The following is an 18668-nucleotide window of genomic DNA, read 5'->3' as shown; positions in this document are numbered from 1 at the left end:
AACCCAGAAGAAGTTGATGAAGTAGGCATTTTATGCTGAAAAAACAAAAAATCAATGCATAAAAAAACCAGCACTCAGGCTGGTTTTTTTTCAGACGTTATTCAATTAGTCATTGAATTTACGACGTGGACGATCTTCACCGAATGAACGCTCGCCACGTGGCTTGTCATCAAAGTTGCGACGCGCTGGACGGTCATCACCGAATGAACGCGCTGGACGATCACCAAAACCACCTTCGCGACGTGCTGGACGATCACCGAAATCACGTTTTGGACGGTCACCAAATGAACCTTCACGACGTGGTTTGTAATCTACACGGTTACCGCGGTTGTCATCATTACCTTCGAAACGAGGACGGTCACCGAAGTCACGACGCGAACGATCATTGTTAAACTCGCGACGTGGACGGTCTTCATTGAAGTCACGACGTGGACGATCACCGAAACCACCTTCACGACGTGGACGATCGCTGTTGAAGTCACGACGTGGACGATCTTCGCCACCGAATGCAGGACGTTCGCCACGAGGTTTGTCATCGAAGCTACGACGTGGACGGTCATCACCGCCTTCACGACGTTTGAAGTTGCTCTCGCCTTCGAAACGACGACCGCCACCGAAGCCACGACCACCATCACGACGACCGCCACGACCACGACCAGCGCCATCACGGCTACCGCGTGCAGGAGGTGGAGATGGCTCAAGACCTTCAATTTCAGATACGTTTAGACGAGCTTCAAGGAAGTCTTCTAGTGCACGGATTTTACCGCGTTCACGATAAGTCGCTAAAGTAATTGCTTTACCAGTACGGCCCGCACGACCTGTACGACCGATACGGTGTACATAGTCTTCGTTCTTCATAGGAAGACCAAAGTTGATCACGTGAGAGATTGTCGGTACATCAAGACCACGTGCTGCAACGTCAGTTGCAACCAGGATTTTTGCACGACCTTCACGGATGCTGCGCAGACGACGATTACGAACGGTTTGTGGCATCGCACCATGTAGAGCAACAACGGACAAACCTGCTTCAGCAAGTTCTTCAGCCAGCATATCTGTATCTTCTTGAGTAGAAGCAAAGACCACTGCCTGATCAACATCTTCTTCGTTTAACCAGTGAGTAAGAAGTTTTTTCTTGTGCTCAAAGCCATCAGTCCAGTGTAAAGTCTGGGTAATGTCCGTGTTGGTAGAGTGACCAGTTTCAATTGCAATACGCTCTGGCTCATTCATCATGCGTTCAGCAAGGGTAATGATACGTGGAGCGAAAGTTGCAGAGAACATCAGTGTTTGTTTACGGTTTGCAGCCAAGTCACCGATTGCTTCTAGGTCTTCAGAGAAGCCAAGGTCTAGCATGCGGTCAGCTTCGTCGACGATCAGCGAGTCAACTTTGTCAAGTTTGATTTGACGACGGTTAACAAGGTCAAGTAAACGACCTGGAGTTGCTACAACAACCTGTGCACCTTTTAACTGCTGGATTTGTTTACCAAAAGGCATACCACCCATAATTGCAGCAATACGAACACCTTTCATGTGACGTACAAATGCGATCGCGTCTTGGCATACTTGTTGTGCCAATTCACGAGTTGGTGAAATCACCAGAATAGTTGGTTGAGTCACCGCTTTCATACGTTCTTTAAATGGTACGAAAGTATCTTGGTTAGCAAGTGCGTTCAAAGTTGGGAGAAGGAACGCAGCGGTTTTACCCGAACCTGTCTGGCTAGATACTAAAAGGTCTTTACCTTCTAGTGCAGCAGGGATAGATTGTTCTTGTACAGGAGTCGGAGTAGTAAAACCTAAGCCTTGAAGGGCTTGTTGTAACGATTCATGTAAAGAAAATTCAGCAAAAGTTTTGCTCATAGAGTATTCCACCCGGAAATTGGGTGCTCCACTAAAAATAAAGTCAAATGGACATCGACAAAAAGCGGTACAGCAATTAAACGCTGAAAAGAGATGATTCAGCGGCGATCCGAGTAACGACGATGTGATATAACGCACGCATGATTACGGCATAACCTGAAGGAATCGCTTTAGCGATTGGGGCGCGAGATATCGTCCTCTCTTTGGACCGCACGCGCATACACAATGATAAGAAGAGAAATGTTCAGGTAACGAACAGAAATTAAGTGCGTGCGCAGATTATAGCAGGATTATTCATAAAGTCATCCGCTTTTCAGATTATTTTGTTTAACTGCTAATTTCTCGATCAATTTCTAAGACTTAACCAAGAAAAGAAATGTAATTCATCCTCCAGCTGGTCAATATTTTTTATCAAGGCTGTGAATTATCTAAATATGAAGATATTTATCAGGTAATTATTTTCAAAAAATAAAAAAGGCATCCCGAGAGATACCTTTTTAATATTCGATTTACGGCGTTAAACCCGATTATTTCGCTGCGTCACCCCAAGCAGGAACAACTGCTTGCATAAGAGGTTTCAGCATTTTCATTGAACAAGCCAAAACTTGACCATTTTCCATAGAATCGCTACCACCACGCGCATCAACCACAGTACCGCCCGCTTCTTTCACGATTAACTCGCCTGCTGCAATATCCCAAGGTTTCAAGCCAAGCTCGAAGTAACCATCAAGACGACCAGCAGCGACATAAGCCAGATCTAAGGCAGCTGAACCCCCACGACGGAATTGTGCACCTGCTTCAGTCACATTGAGCAATGCATCAAAATGATTCTTGGCATAAGAGACTACTTCACCATTACGTTTAGTACGGTAAGCATGACCTACTGCCAGGAAAGTATTGTTCAGACTGTCTTTAACATTTACACGGATACGGCGCTGGTTCAGCATCGCACCACGACCACGGCTCGCAGAGAATAGCTCATCTTTCACAGGGTCATAAATAACACCGTGCTGAGTTACACCTTTGTGCTGAACTGCGATAGAGATACAGAAATGCGGAAAACCGTTGATAAAGTTTAGTGTGCCATCAAGTGGATCGATCACCCAACACCAATCAGCGTCGTGACCTTTACCTTCTTGCAGACCAAATTCTTCACCAAGGAAACTGTGATTTTTATAGCTTTTACGTAGAGTATCGATGGTCAACTGTTCCAGATAACGATCTACACGCGTTACCGGACCATCAATGCCTTTTTCTTCGACTTGCAGATCGAGTTTATGACGATTTTGATGCGCTTTTAAAAGCTCTTGACCAACTAATTGAGCCGCACGCGCAGCCATCACCACCATAGGTTCCATTGAACACCCACTACAAATTTGAAGATACTGATAAAGAATAATGCATAAAAGCCCGCATATTTTAGCAAATATCCGGGCTTTTTGGGAAAAAATGTGTCGAAACTTTTTAAGAGTTTATAACAGGACGCTTTGACCTAGCTTTGACCAGGCTTCATTGATTGATTTTTCAATGCCTTGGCTATCAAGTCCTGCCTGTTGCAACATTTGACTATGTGTTGCTTGTGCCATAAAGCTATCCGCTAAACCTAGATTCAGGATTGGTTTAACAATTTGAGCTTCAGCCAGATACTCATTCACTGCACTTCCTGCGCCGCCCATGACTGCATGTTCTTCAACAGTAACAAACAGGCTGGTTGAATGGGCCAGTTGGTTTAACATTTTGGTATCCAGTGGTTTGATAAAACGCATATTTACCACGCGTACACCCACATCATGCTTGCTGGCAAATACTTGAGCAGCTTCAACTGCAGCTTGAACTCGACTACCGAATGCTAGAATTGAAACATATTCATCATATTGTTCGTTCAGACTGAGCAACAATTCTGCCTGACCGATCTGCATCTCGGTCATGGTTTTCTGGATTTCCACACCCAGTCCATTCCCGCGCGGATAACGCACTGCTGCCGGACCATGATACAGATAAGCCGTATGCAACATCTGACGGCATTCATTCTCATCTTTTGGTGCCATGATCACCAGATTCGGAATGGTACGCATATAGGCATAATCATAGGCACCGGCATGCGTTGGACCATCTTCACCAACCAGACCGGCACGGTCGATCCCAAACGTCACATCCAGATTTTGCAGTGCCACGTCATGGACCAACTGGTCATAACCACGTTGCAGGAAAGTTGAATAGATTGCGACGACCGGTTTTAAACCTTCACAAGCCATACCTGCTGCCAGCGTCACTGCATGCTGTTCTGCAATGGCCACATCAAAGAAACGTTGAGGATATTCTTTGGCAAACTGCACCATGCCCGAGCCTTCACACATTGCCGGAGTAATCGCCAATAGACGTTTATCCTGTGCTGCTTCATCACATAACCATTGTCCAAATACATCTGAATATTTGGGTGCTGGATTAGGAGCTGCAACTGCATTGAGTTTGCTAATGGCGTGGTATTTAATCTGATCACATTCTGCTGGCGCAAAGCCCTTACCTTTTTTGGTATAGATGTGGATCAGACGTGGGCCTTTACGTTTTTTCAAGGCTTTAAAAACGTGTACCAGCTGTTTAACATTATGGCCATCATAAGGACCAAAATAATCAAAACCAATGGCTTTAAACAGGTTATCTGCGGCATCAGTTGCAGCTTGATGTAAACGCGAGTTATACAGCCATTCCGGGTGCGGTTGTACATAAGCCTCACCATCTTCAGTTACGTTGACGAATTCGCCACGTTCCCAGATTGCAGCGAGATGCTTGGCAAAACCACCAGTACTACATGAAATCGACATATCATTGTCGTTCAGAACCACCATCAGGTCAGCCTGATGTGCCACAGCATCATTCATAGCTTCAAAAGCCATACCTGCGGTCATGGCCCCATCACCAATGATTGATACGACTTCACACGGATTGTTCTGATAACGACGCGCCAGAGCCATGCCAAGGCCAGCAGAAATGGCGGTAGATGAATGCCCTACCCCAAAAGTATCAAATTCGGATTCTTCACGTGCCGGAAATGCAGCCAGACCATCTTTTGCACGGATTGTAGTGAGCTGTTCACGACGTCCGGTCAACGCCTTATGCGGATAAGCCTGATGACCCACATCCCAGATCAGGCGATCATGTGGCGTATTAAAGCAGTAATGTAAAGCGACAGTAAGCTCAATCACACCCAGATTGGCCCCAAAGTGTCCACCACTCTGACCCGCAGCATACAAAATGAATTGACGTAACTCATCCGCCACTTGAGTGAGCTGGCTTTGCTCGAGTGCACGCAGTTGCTCAGGATGATCGATCGCATCAAGCAACGGTGTTACAGGGCGTTGAGTTGGTATTTCTGTATACAGCATATATGGCAAAGCCTTCTAAAGCCTGGCAAAATCTTAAGCTAGGTCAATGGGGAATAACCGATCATATAGTTGAATTGTAGCAGCTTCAATTCAACTACGCTTCTAGCGATGCAATATTAAACAGCGATCTCATCGGGGTGAAAAATTTGCAGGCTACGATTATCCTGAATAATCTTACTATTTATCAACTATTATCGTTCGCTTTATACAAAAAAGAAAATGTTCTTCATAAATTCAGCTGAGCAATTCTACTAATGTTTAAGCATTACGCTATACTTTAGCTACTTTATTAGGATTTTACGGGTTCAGCTGTGCCTATCGAATTTGTCGCAACTTCAAGATTACCGACCGCTCATGGTGAATTTAAAATTACTGTTTTTCAAGACCCTAAGACTGGCGAAGAACATGTCGCGCTCTCCAAAGGCCTCGAAGAACCAAGTGATGAACCTGTGCTGGTGCGTGTACATTCTGAATGTTTAACCGGTGATGCCTTTGCTTCATTAAAATGCGACTGTGGCCCTCAACTCCAGGCAACACAAAAACTGATTAATGAAGTGGGTCGCGGTGTCATTCTTTATTTACGTCAGGAAGGACGCGGAATTGGTCTAACCAATAAAATCCGTGCATATGCCTTGCAAGACCAGGGACATGATACGGTCGATGCCAATCTGATGCTGAATTTACCTGCAGATGCACGTCAATATGATATGTGCAGCATCATGCTGGATCACCTAGGTGTAAAAGCCGTCCGCCTGATCACCAATAACCCTTTAAAAATTGATGCACTGAAAGAGCAAGGTATTAATGTAGTGGACCGTGTACCACTCACTGTCGGTCTGAATCCATTCAATGAGCAATACCTCAAAACCAAGCATGAACGCATGGCGCATATGTATCAGAAGGAAGATTTTTAAAAGAATCTCCCCCTGCCCCCTCTTTTTCAAAGAGGGGAAATTTCCTTTTATATAAGTATAGGGAAGCCTCCCTTTTTTAAAGGGAGGTTTGGAGGGATTTATAAGATCCTAAGAGGGATTCTTAAATCGTCATTGAGAAAATCCGGTTCTCTGGCATACGACGCTTTAAACGTAAATCAAAAGCCATGCAAATATTGCGTACAAATGGTTTCCCTTTCTCCAAAATCGTGACTGAAGAGTCTTCAATTTTGATCAGCTGATCCTGCTGCATTTCCTCAAGCTGCTTTAGAACTTCATTAATTTCAGCAAACTGCATGTCAGGTTTTGCCCAAGAGGTGGTAAAGCTACACATCAGGTTCAGGATATGTTTGCGAATAATCAGATCTTCCTGAGTCAGGATATGCCCTTTCACCACTGGAATCTGATTCTGCTCTAGCAGTTCATAATATTCTTCAATGGTTTTCACATTCTGCGCAAAGCTATACCAGCTATCACTAATCGAAGAAATTCCGAGTCCGATCATCACCTGAGTTTTAGACGCGGTATAACCCATAAAATTGCGGTGCAAAGTTCCAGACTGAAAGGACTGGTACATGCTGTCTTTTTCTAGCGCAAAATGATCCATACCAATTTCATGATAACCATGCGCCAGGAGCTTTTTCTTACCCTCTTCATAGCACTGACGCTTGATCTCATCTTTCGGTACATCCGCATCTTTAAAACCGCGCTGGCCATTCCCTTTAATCCAAGGCACATGTGCATAGCTATATAAAGCCAGACGGTCTGGTAATAGGGAATTGGTCTGATCAATGGTATTTAAGACATCCTCCAGGCTTTGAAATGGCAGACCAAAAACCAGATCATGCGAAATCGATTCATAACCAATTTCACGTGCCCATTCAGTCACCTGTTTAACATTTTCATAAGGTTGAATCCGGTGAATGGCTTTTTGTACAGTTTCATTATAATCCTGCACGCCATAACTCACCCGACGAAAGCCCAGGTCATACAAGCCTTGCAAATGCTCACGCGTGGTATTGTTTGGGTGACCTTCGAAGCTGAATTCATGTTCTGCTGCAATCTCGGCTTTGGACAAAATACCTTGAATGAGCTGGGTTAAATGTTCAATTGAAAAGAACGTTGGTGTCCCACCGCCGAGATGAATTTCTTTGATGATGGGTTTTTCTTCTAATAACTCACAATACAGCTCCCATTCTTTCAGCATAGCTTGTATATAAGGCTGCTCGACTTCATGACGTTTGGTCACCCGTTTATGACAGCCACAAAAGGTGCATAAACTTTCACAAAATGGCAGATGGATATACAGGCTAATGCCTTCAGTCGCATTCGACTCCTGAAAAGAACGTTTTAGTGTCTGCTTCCAGAGCTCTAGTGAAAATCCTGACTCTTCCCAATAAGGGACGGTTGGATAACTGGTGTAGCGGGGACCGGGGACATTATATTTTTGAATGAGAGAATTTGCCTGCACAGTCATGAATGCCTACCACCTTATCAGCCAGGTTAATGCGCTGCATAGAGCGCTGTTGAGGTTATTGTGCGGAGCTCAAAAAAAGAATTCAACCTAGTAGTCTGGTCGGATTTGAGCTGAAGCAAATTGCTCTAAAACATTAGGTTGAATGTTGTTACAGATGGTGAGCATCCAGAAAAACACCTTAATTTTTAGGCCATTTTATGCTTTGATGTTATCAGTCTTTTTATTTCCCTATGAGGGTTCTGATGCAGCATCCAACCTCTGCAGATATTCAACGCGTTCGCGATTTTCTCCTCGACCTGCAAGCCCGGATTTGTGCCGCGCTGGAACAGCAGGAACGTGCCGGTGGCGGCACGGCTGAATTTGTAATTGATGACTGGGAACGTCCTGAAGGTGGCGGTGGCCGCTCACGCGTGCTGCAAAATGGTACGGTGATTGAAAAAGGCGGTGTGATGTTCTCTCACATCAATATTTCCAAACTGCCCGCTTCTGCCACTGAACGTCATCCAAATATAGCCGGAGCTAAAGCCCAAGCCATGGGTGTATCTTTAGTCATCCATCCTAAAAATCCGAATGTCCCGACCTCACATGCCAATGTACGTTTATTTGTGGCGGAAAAAGAAGGTCAGGATCCAATCTGGTGGTTTGGTGGCGGTTTTGACCTCACCCCTTTCTATCCAAATGATGAAGATGTGCGGTCATGGCACCAAACGGCGCATGATCTCTGTGCGCCTTTTGGCGAAGAGGTTTATCCAGAACATAAAAAATGGTGTGATGATTATTTCTATCTAAAACATCGTGATGAGCAGCGCGGTGTCGGTGGCCTATTCTTTGATGACCTGAATCAATGGGATTTTGAAACCTGTTTCCAATATATGCAGGCCGTAGGCAATGGCTATTTAGAGGCCATTCTGCCAATTTTCCAGCGCAATCAGAACAAGCCATATACTGAAGCACAACGTGATTTCCAGCTGTACCGTCGTGGCCGTTATGTGGAATACAATCTGGTATATGACCGTGGCACACTGTTTGGCCTGCAGACGGGTGGCCGGATTGAATCGATTCTAGTGAGCCTGCCGCCTCTTACCGGCTGGTTATACCGCCCGGAATGGGCTGAAGGATCACCAGAAAAACGCTTGACCGATTACTACCTTAAACCGCATGACTGGTTAACAGAATTAAAAACTAAATAAAGCAATCAAAATATTTAAATACAAATTGCCCTCAGATCGAGGGCTTTTTTAATGGATAAATCCTCTATACTGCAACTCAGAAAGATATTTCAGGATCTACTCCTAGATCTCGACTCTGATAAAGATAAATTCTGCTAGGTAAAAATAACAATGTTTAAGCTTCACCTTAATCCTGCTACATTGGCCTTTTGGCTATTTCTGGCGCTTGGTATTAGTGCGATTAGTACCGCTGTCATCAGTCATAACCTGATTCTAGATGTAGTTGCTATTTTTGTGAGTGTCCTCACAATTGCCGGAACCTTATTTAGTATGGCCTTGCTTTTTGTCGAACATATTATTGAAATCTGTAGTTCCTAAACCTTTAAACTCCAGCCTGCTTTTCACTGCTGACAGGCTTTAGCCCTCCTGCATTTTCACGTATATTAATGGCCATTTCCGCACATGGACATGGTGAAATGAGCAAGCAATTTGCCGTTATTGGCAACCCCATCGAACAATCACGCTCTCCTGAACTACATCAGGCTTTCGCTGCTAAAACCGGGGTCGATCTGACCTATACCAAACGCCTTGCCCCACTGGATGGTTTCACAGCCAATATCCAGGAATTTTTTGCTCAGGGCGGTATTGGCATGAATGTGACTGTGCCCTTCAAAGAACAGGCCTTTGCCCAATGCCAGGTCCTTACCGAACGTGCCAAAATCGCCAAAGCCGTGAATACCCTATGGATGAAAGATGGCATTCTGCATGGTGACAATACTGACGGACAAGGCTTAGTCGAGGCTATTCGTGCTCTTGACTGGACTCTGGAAAATACCGATATCCTGATTATTGGTGCTGGTGGCGCGACTCGCGGTGTTATCTATCCATTGGTACAGGCCGGTGTGAAGAAGATTGTTATTGCTAACCGTACTTTGTCACGTGCAGAACAACTGGTTGCCGATCTAAAAGATGCTGTTCCACAAGCAGAACTGCAAGCCATTGCCTTAACTGATTTAGCCGGTGAGTTTGATATTGTAATTAATGCGACTTCTGCCAGTCTTAGTGGTGATGCGCTGGTACTAGCTGAAGCTCTACAGTTTAAACATGCCTATGAAATGGCCTATGGCAAACCGTCCACTTTTCTGGATCAAGCTCAAGCCCGTGGCGTCCCTACTTCCGAGGGTTTCGGCATGCTGGTCGGTCAGGCTATTGAATCTTTTTATATCTGGAATGGGGTAAAACCTGAGCTGAAAGATTTTCTTTAATTCTGAATATTTTTGAGGTGAACGGGTTAGTCATTAATTCGTTCACTCTTTTCCTTTCATTAAAAACAATAAAATTAAATTGGATTTAATGACATGATTTATCCAATGATTAGACCCTAACATTCGTGTACAATTCATACAAAAACACCCCTAGACTATCTCCCTAAATATTGATTAAAGTCCAAACAGATAAGCGTTTTTAAATACAAGTGTCTTATTTAAAGATGGAGATGTCCTTTATTTAATCTTTAAACTTGTCTGATCTTCTCGATTCGCTTTTCTGACATTTTTATTTGTTGTCTTTATCAATGTTTTTTTATCCCCAATGTGAATAATCATAGAATCGATACAGATAATCCAAAACTATTTTAATCAGGATTAAACGCATGCCAGCATATAAAGCTCCTTTACGTGATATTCGTTTCTTAATGAATGAAGTGCTTGATTACCCTGCACATTACCAAGAACTGTCAAATGGCGAATATGCCGATGCAGATACGGTAGACATGATCCTAGAAGGTGCGGCAGATTTCTGTGAAAATGTACTTTCTCCGCTGAACCAGACTGGCGATGCAGAAGGCTGTCACTTTGAAAATGGCGAAGTACGCACACCGAAAGGCTTCAAGGAAGCTTATGATCAGTTCGTGCAAGGTGGCTGGCAAGGTCTGTCTTATCCTGAAGAATTTGGCGGTCAAAATCTGCCGATGTCTTTAAACCTGATCAAATCAGAAATGATGGGTACGGCAAACTGGTCTTTCCAGATGTATCCAGGTTTGAGCGTGGGCTGTATCAATACCATCATCCAGTATGGTACTGATGAACAGAAAAATACCTATTTACCGCATCTGGTTGCAGGTACCTGGTCAGGAACCATGTGCCTGACTGAGCCACAATGCGGTACCGATCTGGGTCAGGTAAAAACTAAAGCAGAACCACAAGCTGATGGTACTTATGCGATTTCTGGTACTAAAATCTTCATTTCTGCGGGTGAACACGATTTAACTGAAAACATCGTACACATCGTTTTGGCACGTCTTCCAGATGCACCACAAGGCACCAAAGGCATTTCCCTGTTTATCGTACCGAAATTCATTGCCACTGAAGATGGCGGCATTGGTGAACGTAATGCCGTGAACTGTGGTTCGATTGAACACAAGATGGGGATCCGTGCCTCTGCAACCGCTGTACTGAACTTTGATAATGCAGTGGGTTATTTAATTGGCGAGCCAAACAAAGGCTTGCATGCCATGTTTACCTTCATGAATACCGCGCGTATTGGTACCGCAATTCAAGGTATCTGTCATGCAGAATTATCGTTCCAGGGTGCATTGCCATATGCCAAAGAACGTATGTCGATGCGTGCCCTGTCTGGTAAAAAAGATCCGGAAAAAGTGGCGGATGCGATCATCCACCATGCCGATGTGCGCCGTATGCTGTTGACCCAGAAAGCGATTGCTGAAGGTGGTCGTGCCATGATTTATCATGCAGCAAAAATCGCAGATAACATGAATGATGCCCTGCTGCGTGGTGATACTGCTGAATTTGAACAGCAGGATGATCACTTAGGTTTCTATACCCCTATTCTGAAAGGCTTCCTGACTGAAATGGGTTATGAAGCAGCGAACCACGGTATGCAAGTATTTGGTGGTCATGGTTACATCAAAGAATGGGGCATGGAGCAAATCGTTCGTGACTCACGTATCTCTACCTTGTACGAAGGAACGACTGGCGTTCAGGCACTTGACCTGATTGGTCGTAAGGTCCTGCTAACCTCTAAAGGTAAAGTGATTCGTGATTACACCGCTGAAATTCTGAAATTCTGTGGACAGCATGCACGCAATAAATACATGCGCCGTTTTGCCTGGGACCTGACCAAGCTATGTGCACAGTGGAATGCGTTAACTGTACGTATCATGCTGGCAGCACGTAAAGACCGTGACATCGTATCCTCTGCTTCTGTGGACTTCCTGATGTTCTCAGGCTATGTAATGATGGCTTACTTCTGGGCACAACAAGCTGCAGTGGCTTCAGCGAAACTGGTTGCTGGTGATGGTGTAGAAGTTCCAGAGTTCTACAAAGCGAAAATTAAAACTGCTGATTTCTACTTTGAGCGTTTATTGCCACGTGCCCAAGGCCATGCTGAAGCAATGGTGAATCCATCCAAAACCATGACTTCACTGGCAGCAGAACACTTCAGTTTTGATTACTAAGTCAAAAGTTTAGGTTTTAGCTTTAAAAAGAGCGCTACGGCGCTCTTTTTCATATGTCAAAATGATGACTGGATACAAAGAAAAATCTGCTGCGTACACAAACTACACAAATTTATATCTATAATTTTCAGACGTCTATTAAATAATCCATATAATTTACTTGAATATCTATAAATACAGGGTATGATGGCGATAACTAGAAAAATTCTTGTTTTGGTTAGTCTTCTTTTAAGTATCGCAGTTTTAGTCATAAACCTTCGTTTTAAAGATCAATAAGCTCCATCCTTTTTATTTTTCAAAGTTACAGCTAGTCATCTGAAATTTTGACTATAAATCCATAAGATTCAATAGGTTATATTATGTCTAACACAGTTACCGGTACAGTAAAGTGGTTCAACGAAACTAAAGGTTTTGGCTTCATTCAACAAGACAATGGTCCAGACGTTTTCGCTCACTTCAGCGAAATCCAAGGTTCAGGTTTCAAAACTTTAGCTGAAGGCCAAAAGGTTTCTTTCAGCGTAGCTCAAGGCCAAAAAGGTCCTACAGCGACTAACATCACTGCAATCTAATATTGCGAAGATGAAAAAAAGCACTCATTAGAGTGCTTTTTTTGTAACTTAAATTGACTAATTTTAGTTTCCAGATCAATTAATTAAATTTAAAAGATAATTAAATATTATATTCGCTTTTCATTCATCATCTTGTCCTAAATTTCTTCATCTGATTTCACTCACTTTAAAACATGAAGAAACGGAGAAGAATTTTGATGATTTTAAAATCAAAAATTGCCCATAAAAATATAGAATTTTTAATAAACTTAATTATTTAAATACAAAATTGAAAGAAATTCTGAAATTTACAAAAGTGTTGTCTATGGCTCCATCTCCCCTACATCGCTGACTCCTATGATGAACTCATTGAATAAATATGAGTATGATCATGAAAAAACTAGTTTCTTCTTTAATGATTGGCTTGATCGCAACAACAGCTACCATGTCAGCAATGGCCGCTCCTGGACCGGACCATCGTCATCCAACACTAGCAGCGCATCATTTTAATAAGAAACCAATGCCGCATAAAGGCTGGCTTCCATAAAGCACCTCCTAAAGCGCATTTTAACCAGCATGATCGTCATGATAAGTTTGGCAAGAAAGATCATAAAAGCTTCTTCAACAAAAATCATCACGATGGCCCGCATCACAAGTTACCGCCTAAGTATCGTTAATCCGAATGGCTTAAATGCATAGTGGAGAGAGAAGAAAAAGCCCGATGTAACTCATCGGGCTTTTTCTTTTTAAACTGGATTAATTATTCGGATAGATTAGGCAATTAAAGAAACTCTTCCAGCACAGAGTTTAAAAAGATGTGACCTTGCTCAGTACATGCCAGACGTTCTGTATCTTCTACCATTAATTGACGTTGGCGCAATGAAGTCAGCAATTCATTCATTGTATCCAGACTATATCCTGTTCGCTCAAGATAAAGCTTCGCTTCCACACCATCATTTAAACGTAAGGCATTCATCATAAATTCAAACGGCATATCTGCCGCTTCGATGCGCTTAAACTGCAAATGTTCGGCTGGCACTTTGCCTAAATAGTCTTTAGGCAAACGGGTTTTCTGGAAACGGTAAACACCATCCGATTGAGTCACTTTGCCATGCGCCCCTGCTCCAATGGCCAGATAATCACCAAATTGCCAGTAATTCAGATTATGTGCCGAGGGTAATTCTTTACGCCAAGCAGAGACTTCATAATTGATAAAGCCGTTGGCTTTTAAATAAGCCTCGCCCTGTTCCTGAATCTCTTCTAGTACTTCATCGACCGGTAAAATCGGCTGAGTACGGAAAAATACGGTATTTGGCTCAATGGTTAACTGATACCAGGAAATATGCGTAGCACCATTCTCGACCGCCAGTTTCAGGTCATTGAGTGCCTGCTCCAGTGTCTGTTCAGGCAAGCCATGCATCAAGTCGACATTAATCCGCTGAAATCCTGCGTCACGCGCCAGGCCAATCGCCGAGATCGCATCTTCATTGCTATGAATTCGGCCCAGCTTTTTCAGATGCTCGGTATTAAAACTTTGCACGCCTATCGAAAGACGATTAATACCAGCTGCTAAATAGCCAGCAAATGGATCATGTTCCACTGTACCTGGATTGGCTTCCAGTGTGATTTCACAATTCTCTTCAAAAGGAATCAGTACTTTTAGTTCTGTAAATAACCACTGATAACCTGCAGCAGAGATCAGTGACGGCGTTCCCCCACCGATAAATACACTATGAATCGAACGGCCTTGGGCAAAATCAACCTGAGTTTTAAAGTCCTCTACCAACGCATGCAGATATTCCTGTTCCAGGTCCAAAGAGAGTTTTCCATCAGGTACGGCATGCGAATTAAAGTCACAATACGGACATTTACGTACACACCACGGCATATGGATATACAGGGATAAGGGAATAAGTGCAGGATTCAATTCAGCCAAAGAACTACTCAAAAACAACTACAAGATCTAGCGTAATTTTAACATGACTCGGCAACAACACTGCTAAAATTAAAATCGCCATCGCCTAATGCCTAAAAATTTAAATAGAATTAGATAGTTAAAATTATGAAAATACCCTCCCAGCTCCTTATTTTATTGCCTTTGGTCTTTGCAATCGGGGTCTTGCTGACCTTACAGACGGCTATCAATACCCAATTAAAAGAATATTTATATTCTCCTATTCAAGCTGCATTTTTTTCCTTTTTGATTGGTACAATAGTACTTGCCGGCATCGTGCTGTTTCAGTCACATCCCAAACCAGGCTTACAGGAGCTGATTGCAGTTCCCTGGTATCTCTGGTTAGGTGGATTTTTAGGTGTTTATGCGATCAGCATGAGCATTTATGCTGCACCTAAAATGGGCTTCCTGACACTGACCGGAATGATTATTTTTGGTCAGATGGTGATGTCCATGATCGTCGATCAGTTTGGTCTGCTGGGCAATGAAAAAATGCCGGTGAACTGGCAACGTCTTTTAGGTGGCGTGGTGATTTTTATTGGTGTGCTTCTCACTTTACAACGCTAAACCTTATCTCTAAGCACATGATCACTAATGAGTAATTTTTGTGTCTAATGTTTTGACAGCCACAACCTGTCGTTATGAATTAAAACAGCTGTTCCATCTGATGTTGCCCATTCTGGTCACACAATTTTCCCAGGCAGGTTTGGGCCTGATTGATACCATTATGGCCGGACGTCTCTCACCGACTGACCTGGCAGCGATTGCAGTTGGTGTCGGGCTATGGATTCCAGTCATGCTGCTTTTTAGCGGTATCATGATCGCCACTACACCTTTAGTGGCGGAAGCCAAAGGCGCACGTACACCTGAAAAAATCGCTACAATTGCGCGGCAATCATTATGGGTCGCATTCATCCTGGGGGTGATTGCAGGTCTGGTTTTACAAGTTTTGCCCCTCACTTTACCTTTACTAGGTGTCCCAGAAAGCCTGCAACCTAAAGCTGGCCTGTTCCTGCATGCGATCGGTTTTGGTATGCCTGCTGTGACTATGTATGCAGCTTTACGCGGCTATTCTGAGGCCATTGGTTACCCGCGTCCGGTCACTGCCATAAGCCTCATGGCGCTACTGCTTCTGGTTCCATTAAACTTCATTTTTATGTATGGAGTTGGCCCTATTCCGGCACTAGGCAGTGCCGGTTGTGGTTTTGCTACAGCAATTCTGCAGTGGCTCATGTTAATGAGTCTGGCACTGTATATTTTTAAAAATCGGGTCTATCAAAGCAGTCAGCCATTTAGTCACTGGGAAAAGCTGAACGGATATTGGCTGAAACGGATTTTAAAGCTGGGCTTTCCGATCGGACTGGCAATTTTCTTTGAAGTGAGTATTTTTAGTACCGCAGCGATTGTCTTGAGTCCATTAGGTGAAACCATTGTGGCCGCTCACCAGATTGCTATTTCCGTTACCTCACAATTATTCATGATTCCGATGTCTCTGGCCATTGCGCTGACCATTCGGGTGGGAACTTACTATGGTGAACAGAACTGGGATGCCATGCGTAGAGTACAAGGTTTAGGTCTGATGACCGCGACGATTCTAGCTCTGCTGATCATGCTGATGCTTTGGGTGTTCCGTAGTGAAATCGTAGCACTCTATACTTCTGACCCGATGGTGACCCAGATCGCGCTTTATCTGGTGCTCTTTGCAGTGGCCTATCAGCTGATGGATGCCTGGCAGATCAGTGCTGCAGGCTGCTTACGCGGTATGCAGGATACCAAGGGCCCCATGTGGATCACCATGATTGCCTATTGGGTGATTGCCTTCCCGGTGGGGGTTTATTTGTCCCGTTTTGGAGATATGGGGGCGGCAGGCGTCTGGGTCGGTCTGATTGTCGGTCTGAGCGTGGCCTGTGTTTTATTGCTGGCACGGCTTTATGGCAATAACAAACGTTTAAGCCAGCGTGCCTAATCCTCTTATTATTTAAAAAGATGCATTGAATTACTGATTTAATGCATCTTTTAATCCCTGTGGAATCTCGGACTCATCTGACACTTCCTTAATCACCACTTGCCCGACAATGACATCTGTTCCATTAAAGGTCATGGTCGGTGCACCATAAAGTTCATAGCCTTCATTGAGTGCCTTGGTCACACGGGCACAAAAATTCACATCATCTTTGCCAGTAAAATATCGATAGACTTTCATTGAAATTTCTTGATCTTGAGGTGCCATTATTTTAAGCCTTTTATCATGGAAAGGAACTTAAAAATCGTGCTTTGCTCTCTTCAGAATAATTAAATAATTGATTCAAAAACTGCCGTACAGACGACAAAATGGTTTAAAAATTGCATAAATCAAGTGAACAATATCAAGCAAATATGAACACTTTGAGAAGCTTTGCAACATAACATCTACAATTAAATATAGGCAATTTATAGTTTGTCACCTATGATCAAATACACCCATAAAAATGGTGATTTTGAGGAATCTCGCATGGCAAAAACGGCTCGAACGCCTGGTCGCCGCTTTATGAAATTGGCTGGAATGACCGCAAGTATTGCAAGTAAAACCCTATCCAATTCGATTAAAAATTTAACTGCGGATGAAGAGCAGAAAAATGCTGCACGCAGTAAATTATTTCAGGATATTGGAGTACAGATTGCTGATACCTTGGGGGAAATGAAAGGTGCGGTGATGAAAGTCGGCCAGATTGCCTCGCAATATAAAGATATTTTTCCGCCTGAAGTTGCTCGAGCCATTTCCAAATTGCAGCGTCAGGCTCCACCAATGCCATTTAAAGAGATCCAGTCACAGGTCGAAAAAGAATTAGGCAAATCTTTGCAGGATCTATTCCAGCAGTTTGATGAGCAGCCTTTTGCTGCAGCCTCGATCGGACAGGTACATAAAGCGACTCTACCCGATGGCCAGCAGGTTGTGGTCAAGGTGCAATATCCAGGAGTGGAAGAAGCCTGTGAAAGTGACCTGAAACAGGTTCGTCTCGCTTTGCGTTTGATGGGTGTACTGAAAATTGACCGCAAATTGCAGGATCAGCTATTTAAGGAAATCCAGCATAGTTTGGACAATGAACTCAATTATGAAATTGAGGCTCAGAATCTGGAAGTGGCGCGTGCCTTTCATGAATCGCTCGATCATCAAATTGTGATTCCGAAAGTATTTAGTGAATATTCTTCCCGCCATATTCTGACCCTAAGCCTGGAACAGGGTGAGAGTATGGAAACGGCCAGCCAATGGCCGCTAGAAACCCGTAATGCCCTAGGCCGTCGTTTATTCCGTGCGATTGGTCAGGAAATTTTCTATCTGAAACGTTTCCACTGTGATCCGCATCCAGGGAACTTCGCCTTCCGTGAAGATGGCTCGGTGATTATTTACGATTACGGCGGTGTTAAAACCCTTTCTACCGAGATCATTACTCATTTCAAGGAATTGATCCATGCAGCTCGTGACAAGAATATTTCGACCATTGAACAGCAACTAGATGCCCTGCATACCCTGACAGAGACCGGAAAATTCCCGGCCGATCTGTACGAGCAATGGCTAGAAGTACTGATGCGTCCTTTAACTACCAATTATGATTTTGCTGAAAACTCAGCACATCATGATGGAATGGAATTGCTCAAACCTTCTCTGAAATATTGGGATGTATTCAAACCTTCGCCAGATACCCTGATGGTAAACCGTACTATTTCCGGACAATACTGGAACCTGATTCATTTGAAAGTACATGATGATTTGAGTGATGTATTTGAGGAAATTGTGCCAAGTCGCAGTTAGGTTACAGTAATAAGCTTACAAGCTGTAACCCTACTTCACTTGAAATATCAAATGTTACATTATAACATTACTCTTAAATTACAAGA

Annotated in this window: 16 protein-coding genes; 10 read left to right on the top strand and 6 right to left on the bottom strand. The window is 43.6% G+C overall.

The genetic code is table 11. The features are described 5' to 3' along the window. Window positions 1–105: 105 nt before the first annotated feature. From B3J29_RS08760 to dxs, 3 genes are all read right to left on the bottom strand, one after another. On the bottom strand, window positions 106–1854 hold the full coding sequence (locus B3J29_RS08760; RefSeq protein WP_286965024.1) for a DEAD/DEAH box helicase: 1749 nt from the start codon (window positions 1852–1854) through the stop codon (window positions 106–108). Window positions 1855–2381: 527 nt separating this feature from the next. Continuing rightward, entirely contained in the window at window positions 2382–3212 is an 831-nt protein-coding gene (locus B3J29_RS08755) for an inositol monophosphatase family protein (RefSeq protein ID WP_005233698.1), read from the bottom strand. 114 nt (window positions 3213–3326) lie between these two features. Further along, window positions 3327–5237 carry a 1-deoxy-D-xylulose-5-phosphate synthase gene (dxs, locus tag B3J29_RS08750; RefSeq protein ID WP_286965021.1) on the bottom strand — a complete coding sequence of 637 codons (1911 nt, stop codon included), beginning with the start codon at window positions 5235–5237 and terminating at the stop codon, window positions 3327–3329. 311 nt (window positions 5238–5548) lie between these two features. Between dxs and ribA the strand changes: the two genes are divergently transcribed. Continuing rightward, the gene (ribA, locus tag B3J29_RS08745; RefSeq protein ID WP_004786979.1) at window positions 5549–6151 is read left to right on the top strand and encodes a GTP cyclohydrolase II; all 603 of its coding nucleotides are present in this window, start codon (window positions 5549–5551) and stop codon (window positions 6149–6151) included. 121 nt (window positions 6152–6272) lie between these two features. Here the strand turns inward: ribA and hemN are convergent, their stop codons facing one another. Beyond that, a complete protein-coding gene (hemN, locus tag B3J29_RS08740; protein WP_286965019.1) occupies window positions 6273–7646 on the bottom strand; it encodes an oxygen-independent coproporphyrinogen III oxidase in 1374 nt (457 codons plus the stop codon). Between the two features lie 242 nt (window positions 7647–7888). Between hemN and hemF the strand changes: the two genes are divergently transcribed. The 6 genes from hemF (at window position 7889) to B3J29_RS08710 (ending at window position 13385) form a co-directional block, all read left to right on the top strand. Next, on the top strand, window positions 7889–8836 hold the full coding sequence (hemF, locus tag B3J29_RS08735; protein WP_286965017.1) for an oxygen-dependent coproporphyrinogen oxidase: 948 nt from the start codon (window positions 7889–7891) through the stop codon (window positions 8834–8836). A gap of 150 nt (window positions 8837–8986) precedes the next feature. Next, entirely contained in the window at window positions 8987–9193 is a 207-nt protein-coding gene (locus tag B3J29_RS08730) for a hypothetical protein (RefSeq protein WP_005233693.1), read from the top strand. A 98-nt stretch (window positions 9194–9291) separates the two neighbouring features. Next, on the top strand, window positions 9292–10080 hold the full coding sequence (gene aroE / locus B3J29_RS08725; RefSeq protein WP_286714779.1) for a shikimate dehydrogenase: 789 nt from the start codon (window positions 9292–9294) through the stop codon (window positions 10078–10080). A gap of 386 nt (window positions 10081–10466) precedes the next feature. Beyond that, window positions 10467–12290, top strand: a complete 1824-nt coding sequence (locus tag B3J29_RS08720) for an acyl-CoA dehydrogenase C-terminal domain-containing protein (RefSeq protein WP_286965015.1) — start codon at window positions 10467–10469, stop codon at window positions 12288–12290. Window positions 12291–12649: 359 nt separating this feature from the next. Then, window positions 12650–12859 (top strand): cold-shock protein, encoded by a 210-nt coding sequence (locus B3J29_RS08715; protein ID WP_004786992.1) that lies wholly within the window; start codon window positions 12650–12652, stop codon window positions 12857–12859. 370 nt (window positions 12860–13229) lie between these two features. Beyond that, a complete protein-coding gene (locus B3J29_RS08710) occupies window positions 13230–13385 on the top strand; it encodes a hypothetical protein (RefSeq protein WP_286965014.1) in 156 nt (51 codons plus the stop codon). Window positions 13386–13619: 234 nt separating this feature from the next. On the opposite strand, the gene hemW is transcribed toward B3J29_RS08710, so the two are convergent. Next, window positions 13620–14774, bottom strand: a complete 1155-nt coding sequence (hemW, locus tag B3J29_RS08705; protein ID WP_286965013.1) for a radical SAM family heme chaperone HemW — start codon at window positions 14772–14774, stop codon at window positions 13620–13622. Between the two features lie 126 nt (window positions 14775–14900). Between hemW and B3J29_RS08700 the strand changes: the two genes are divergently transcribed. Together B3J29_RS08700 and B3J29_RS08695 are read left to right on the top strand one after the other, a co-directional pair. Further along, the gene (locus tag B3J29_RS08700; protein ID WP_005233686.1) at window positions 14901–15359 is read left to right on the top strand and encodes a DMT family transporter; all 459 of its coding nucleotides are present in this window, start codon (window positions 14901–14903) and stop codon (window positions 15357–15359) included. 40 nt (window positions 15360–15399) lie between these two features. After that, a complete protein-coding gene (locus tag B3J29_RS08695) occupies window positions 15400–16758 on the top strand; it encodes an MATE family efflux transporter (RefSeq protein WP_034169686.1) in 1359 nt (452 codons plus the stop codon). A gap of 30 nt (window positions 16759–16788) precedes the next feature. Here B3J29_RS08695 and B3J29_RS08690 read toward each other — a convergent pair whose 3' ends face one another. Then, window positions 16789–16995, bottom strand: a complete 207-nt coding sequence (locus B3J29_RS08690; protein ID WP_034169804.1) for a DUF1737 domain-containing protein — start codon at window positions 16993–16995, stop codon at window positions 16789–16791. 288 nt (window positions 16996–17283) lie between these two features. Here B3J29_RS08690 and B3J29_RS08685 point away from each other — a divergent pair, with 288 nt between their 5' ends. Further along, window positions 17284–18582, top strand: a complete 1299-nt coding sequence (locus tag B3J29_RS08685) for an ABC1 kinase family protein (protein ID WP_286965010.1) — start codon at window positions 17284–17286, stop codon at window positions 18580–18582. Window positions 18583–18668: the final 86 nt, after the last annotated feature.

The sequence above is a fragment of the Acinetobacter sp. UBA5984 genome (assembly GCF_002429925.1).
In the GTDB taxonomy this organism is placed as follows: Bacteria; Pseudomonadota; Gammaproteobacteria; order Pseudomonadales; family Moraxellaceae; genus Acinetobacter; species Acinetobacter variabilis.
This window is presented reverse-complemented; position numbering and strand designations above follow the sequence as displayed.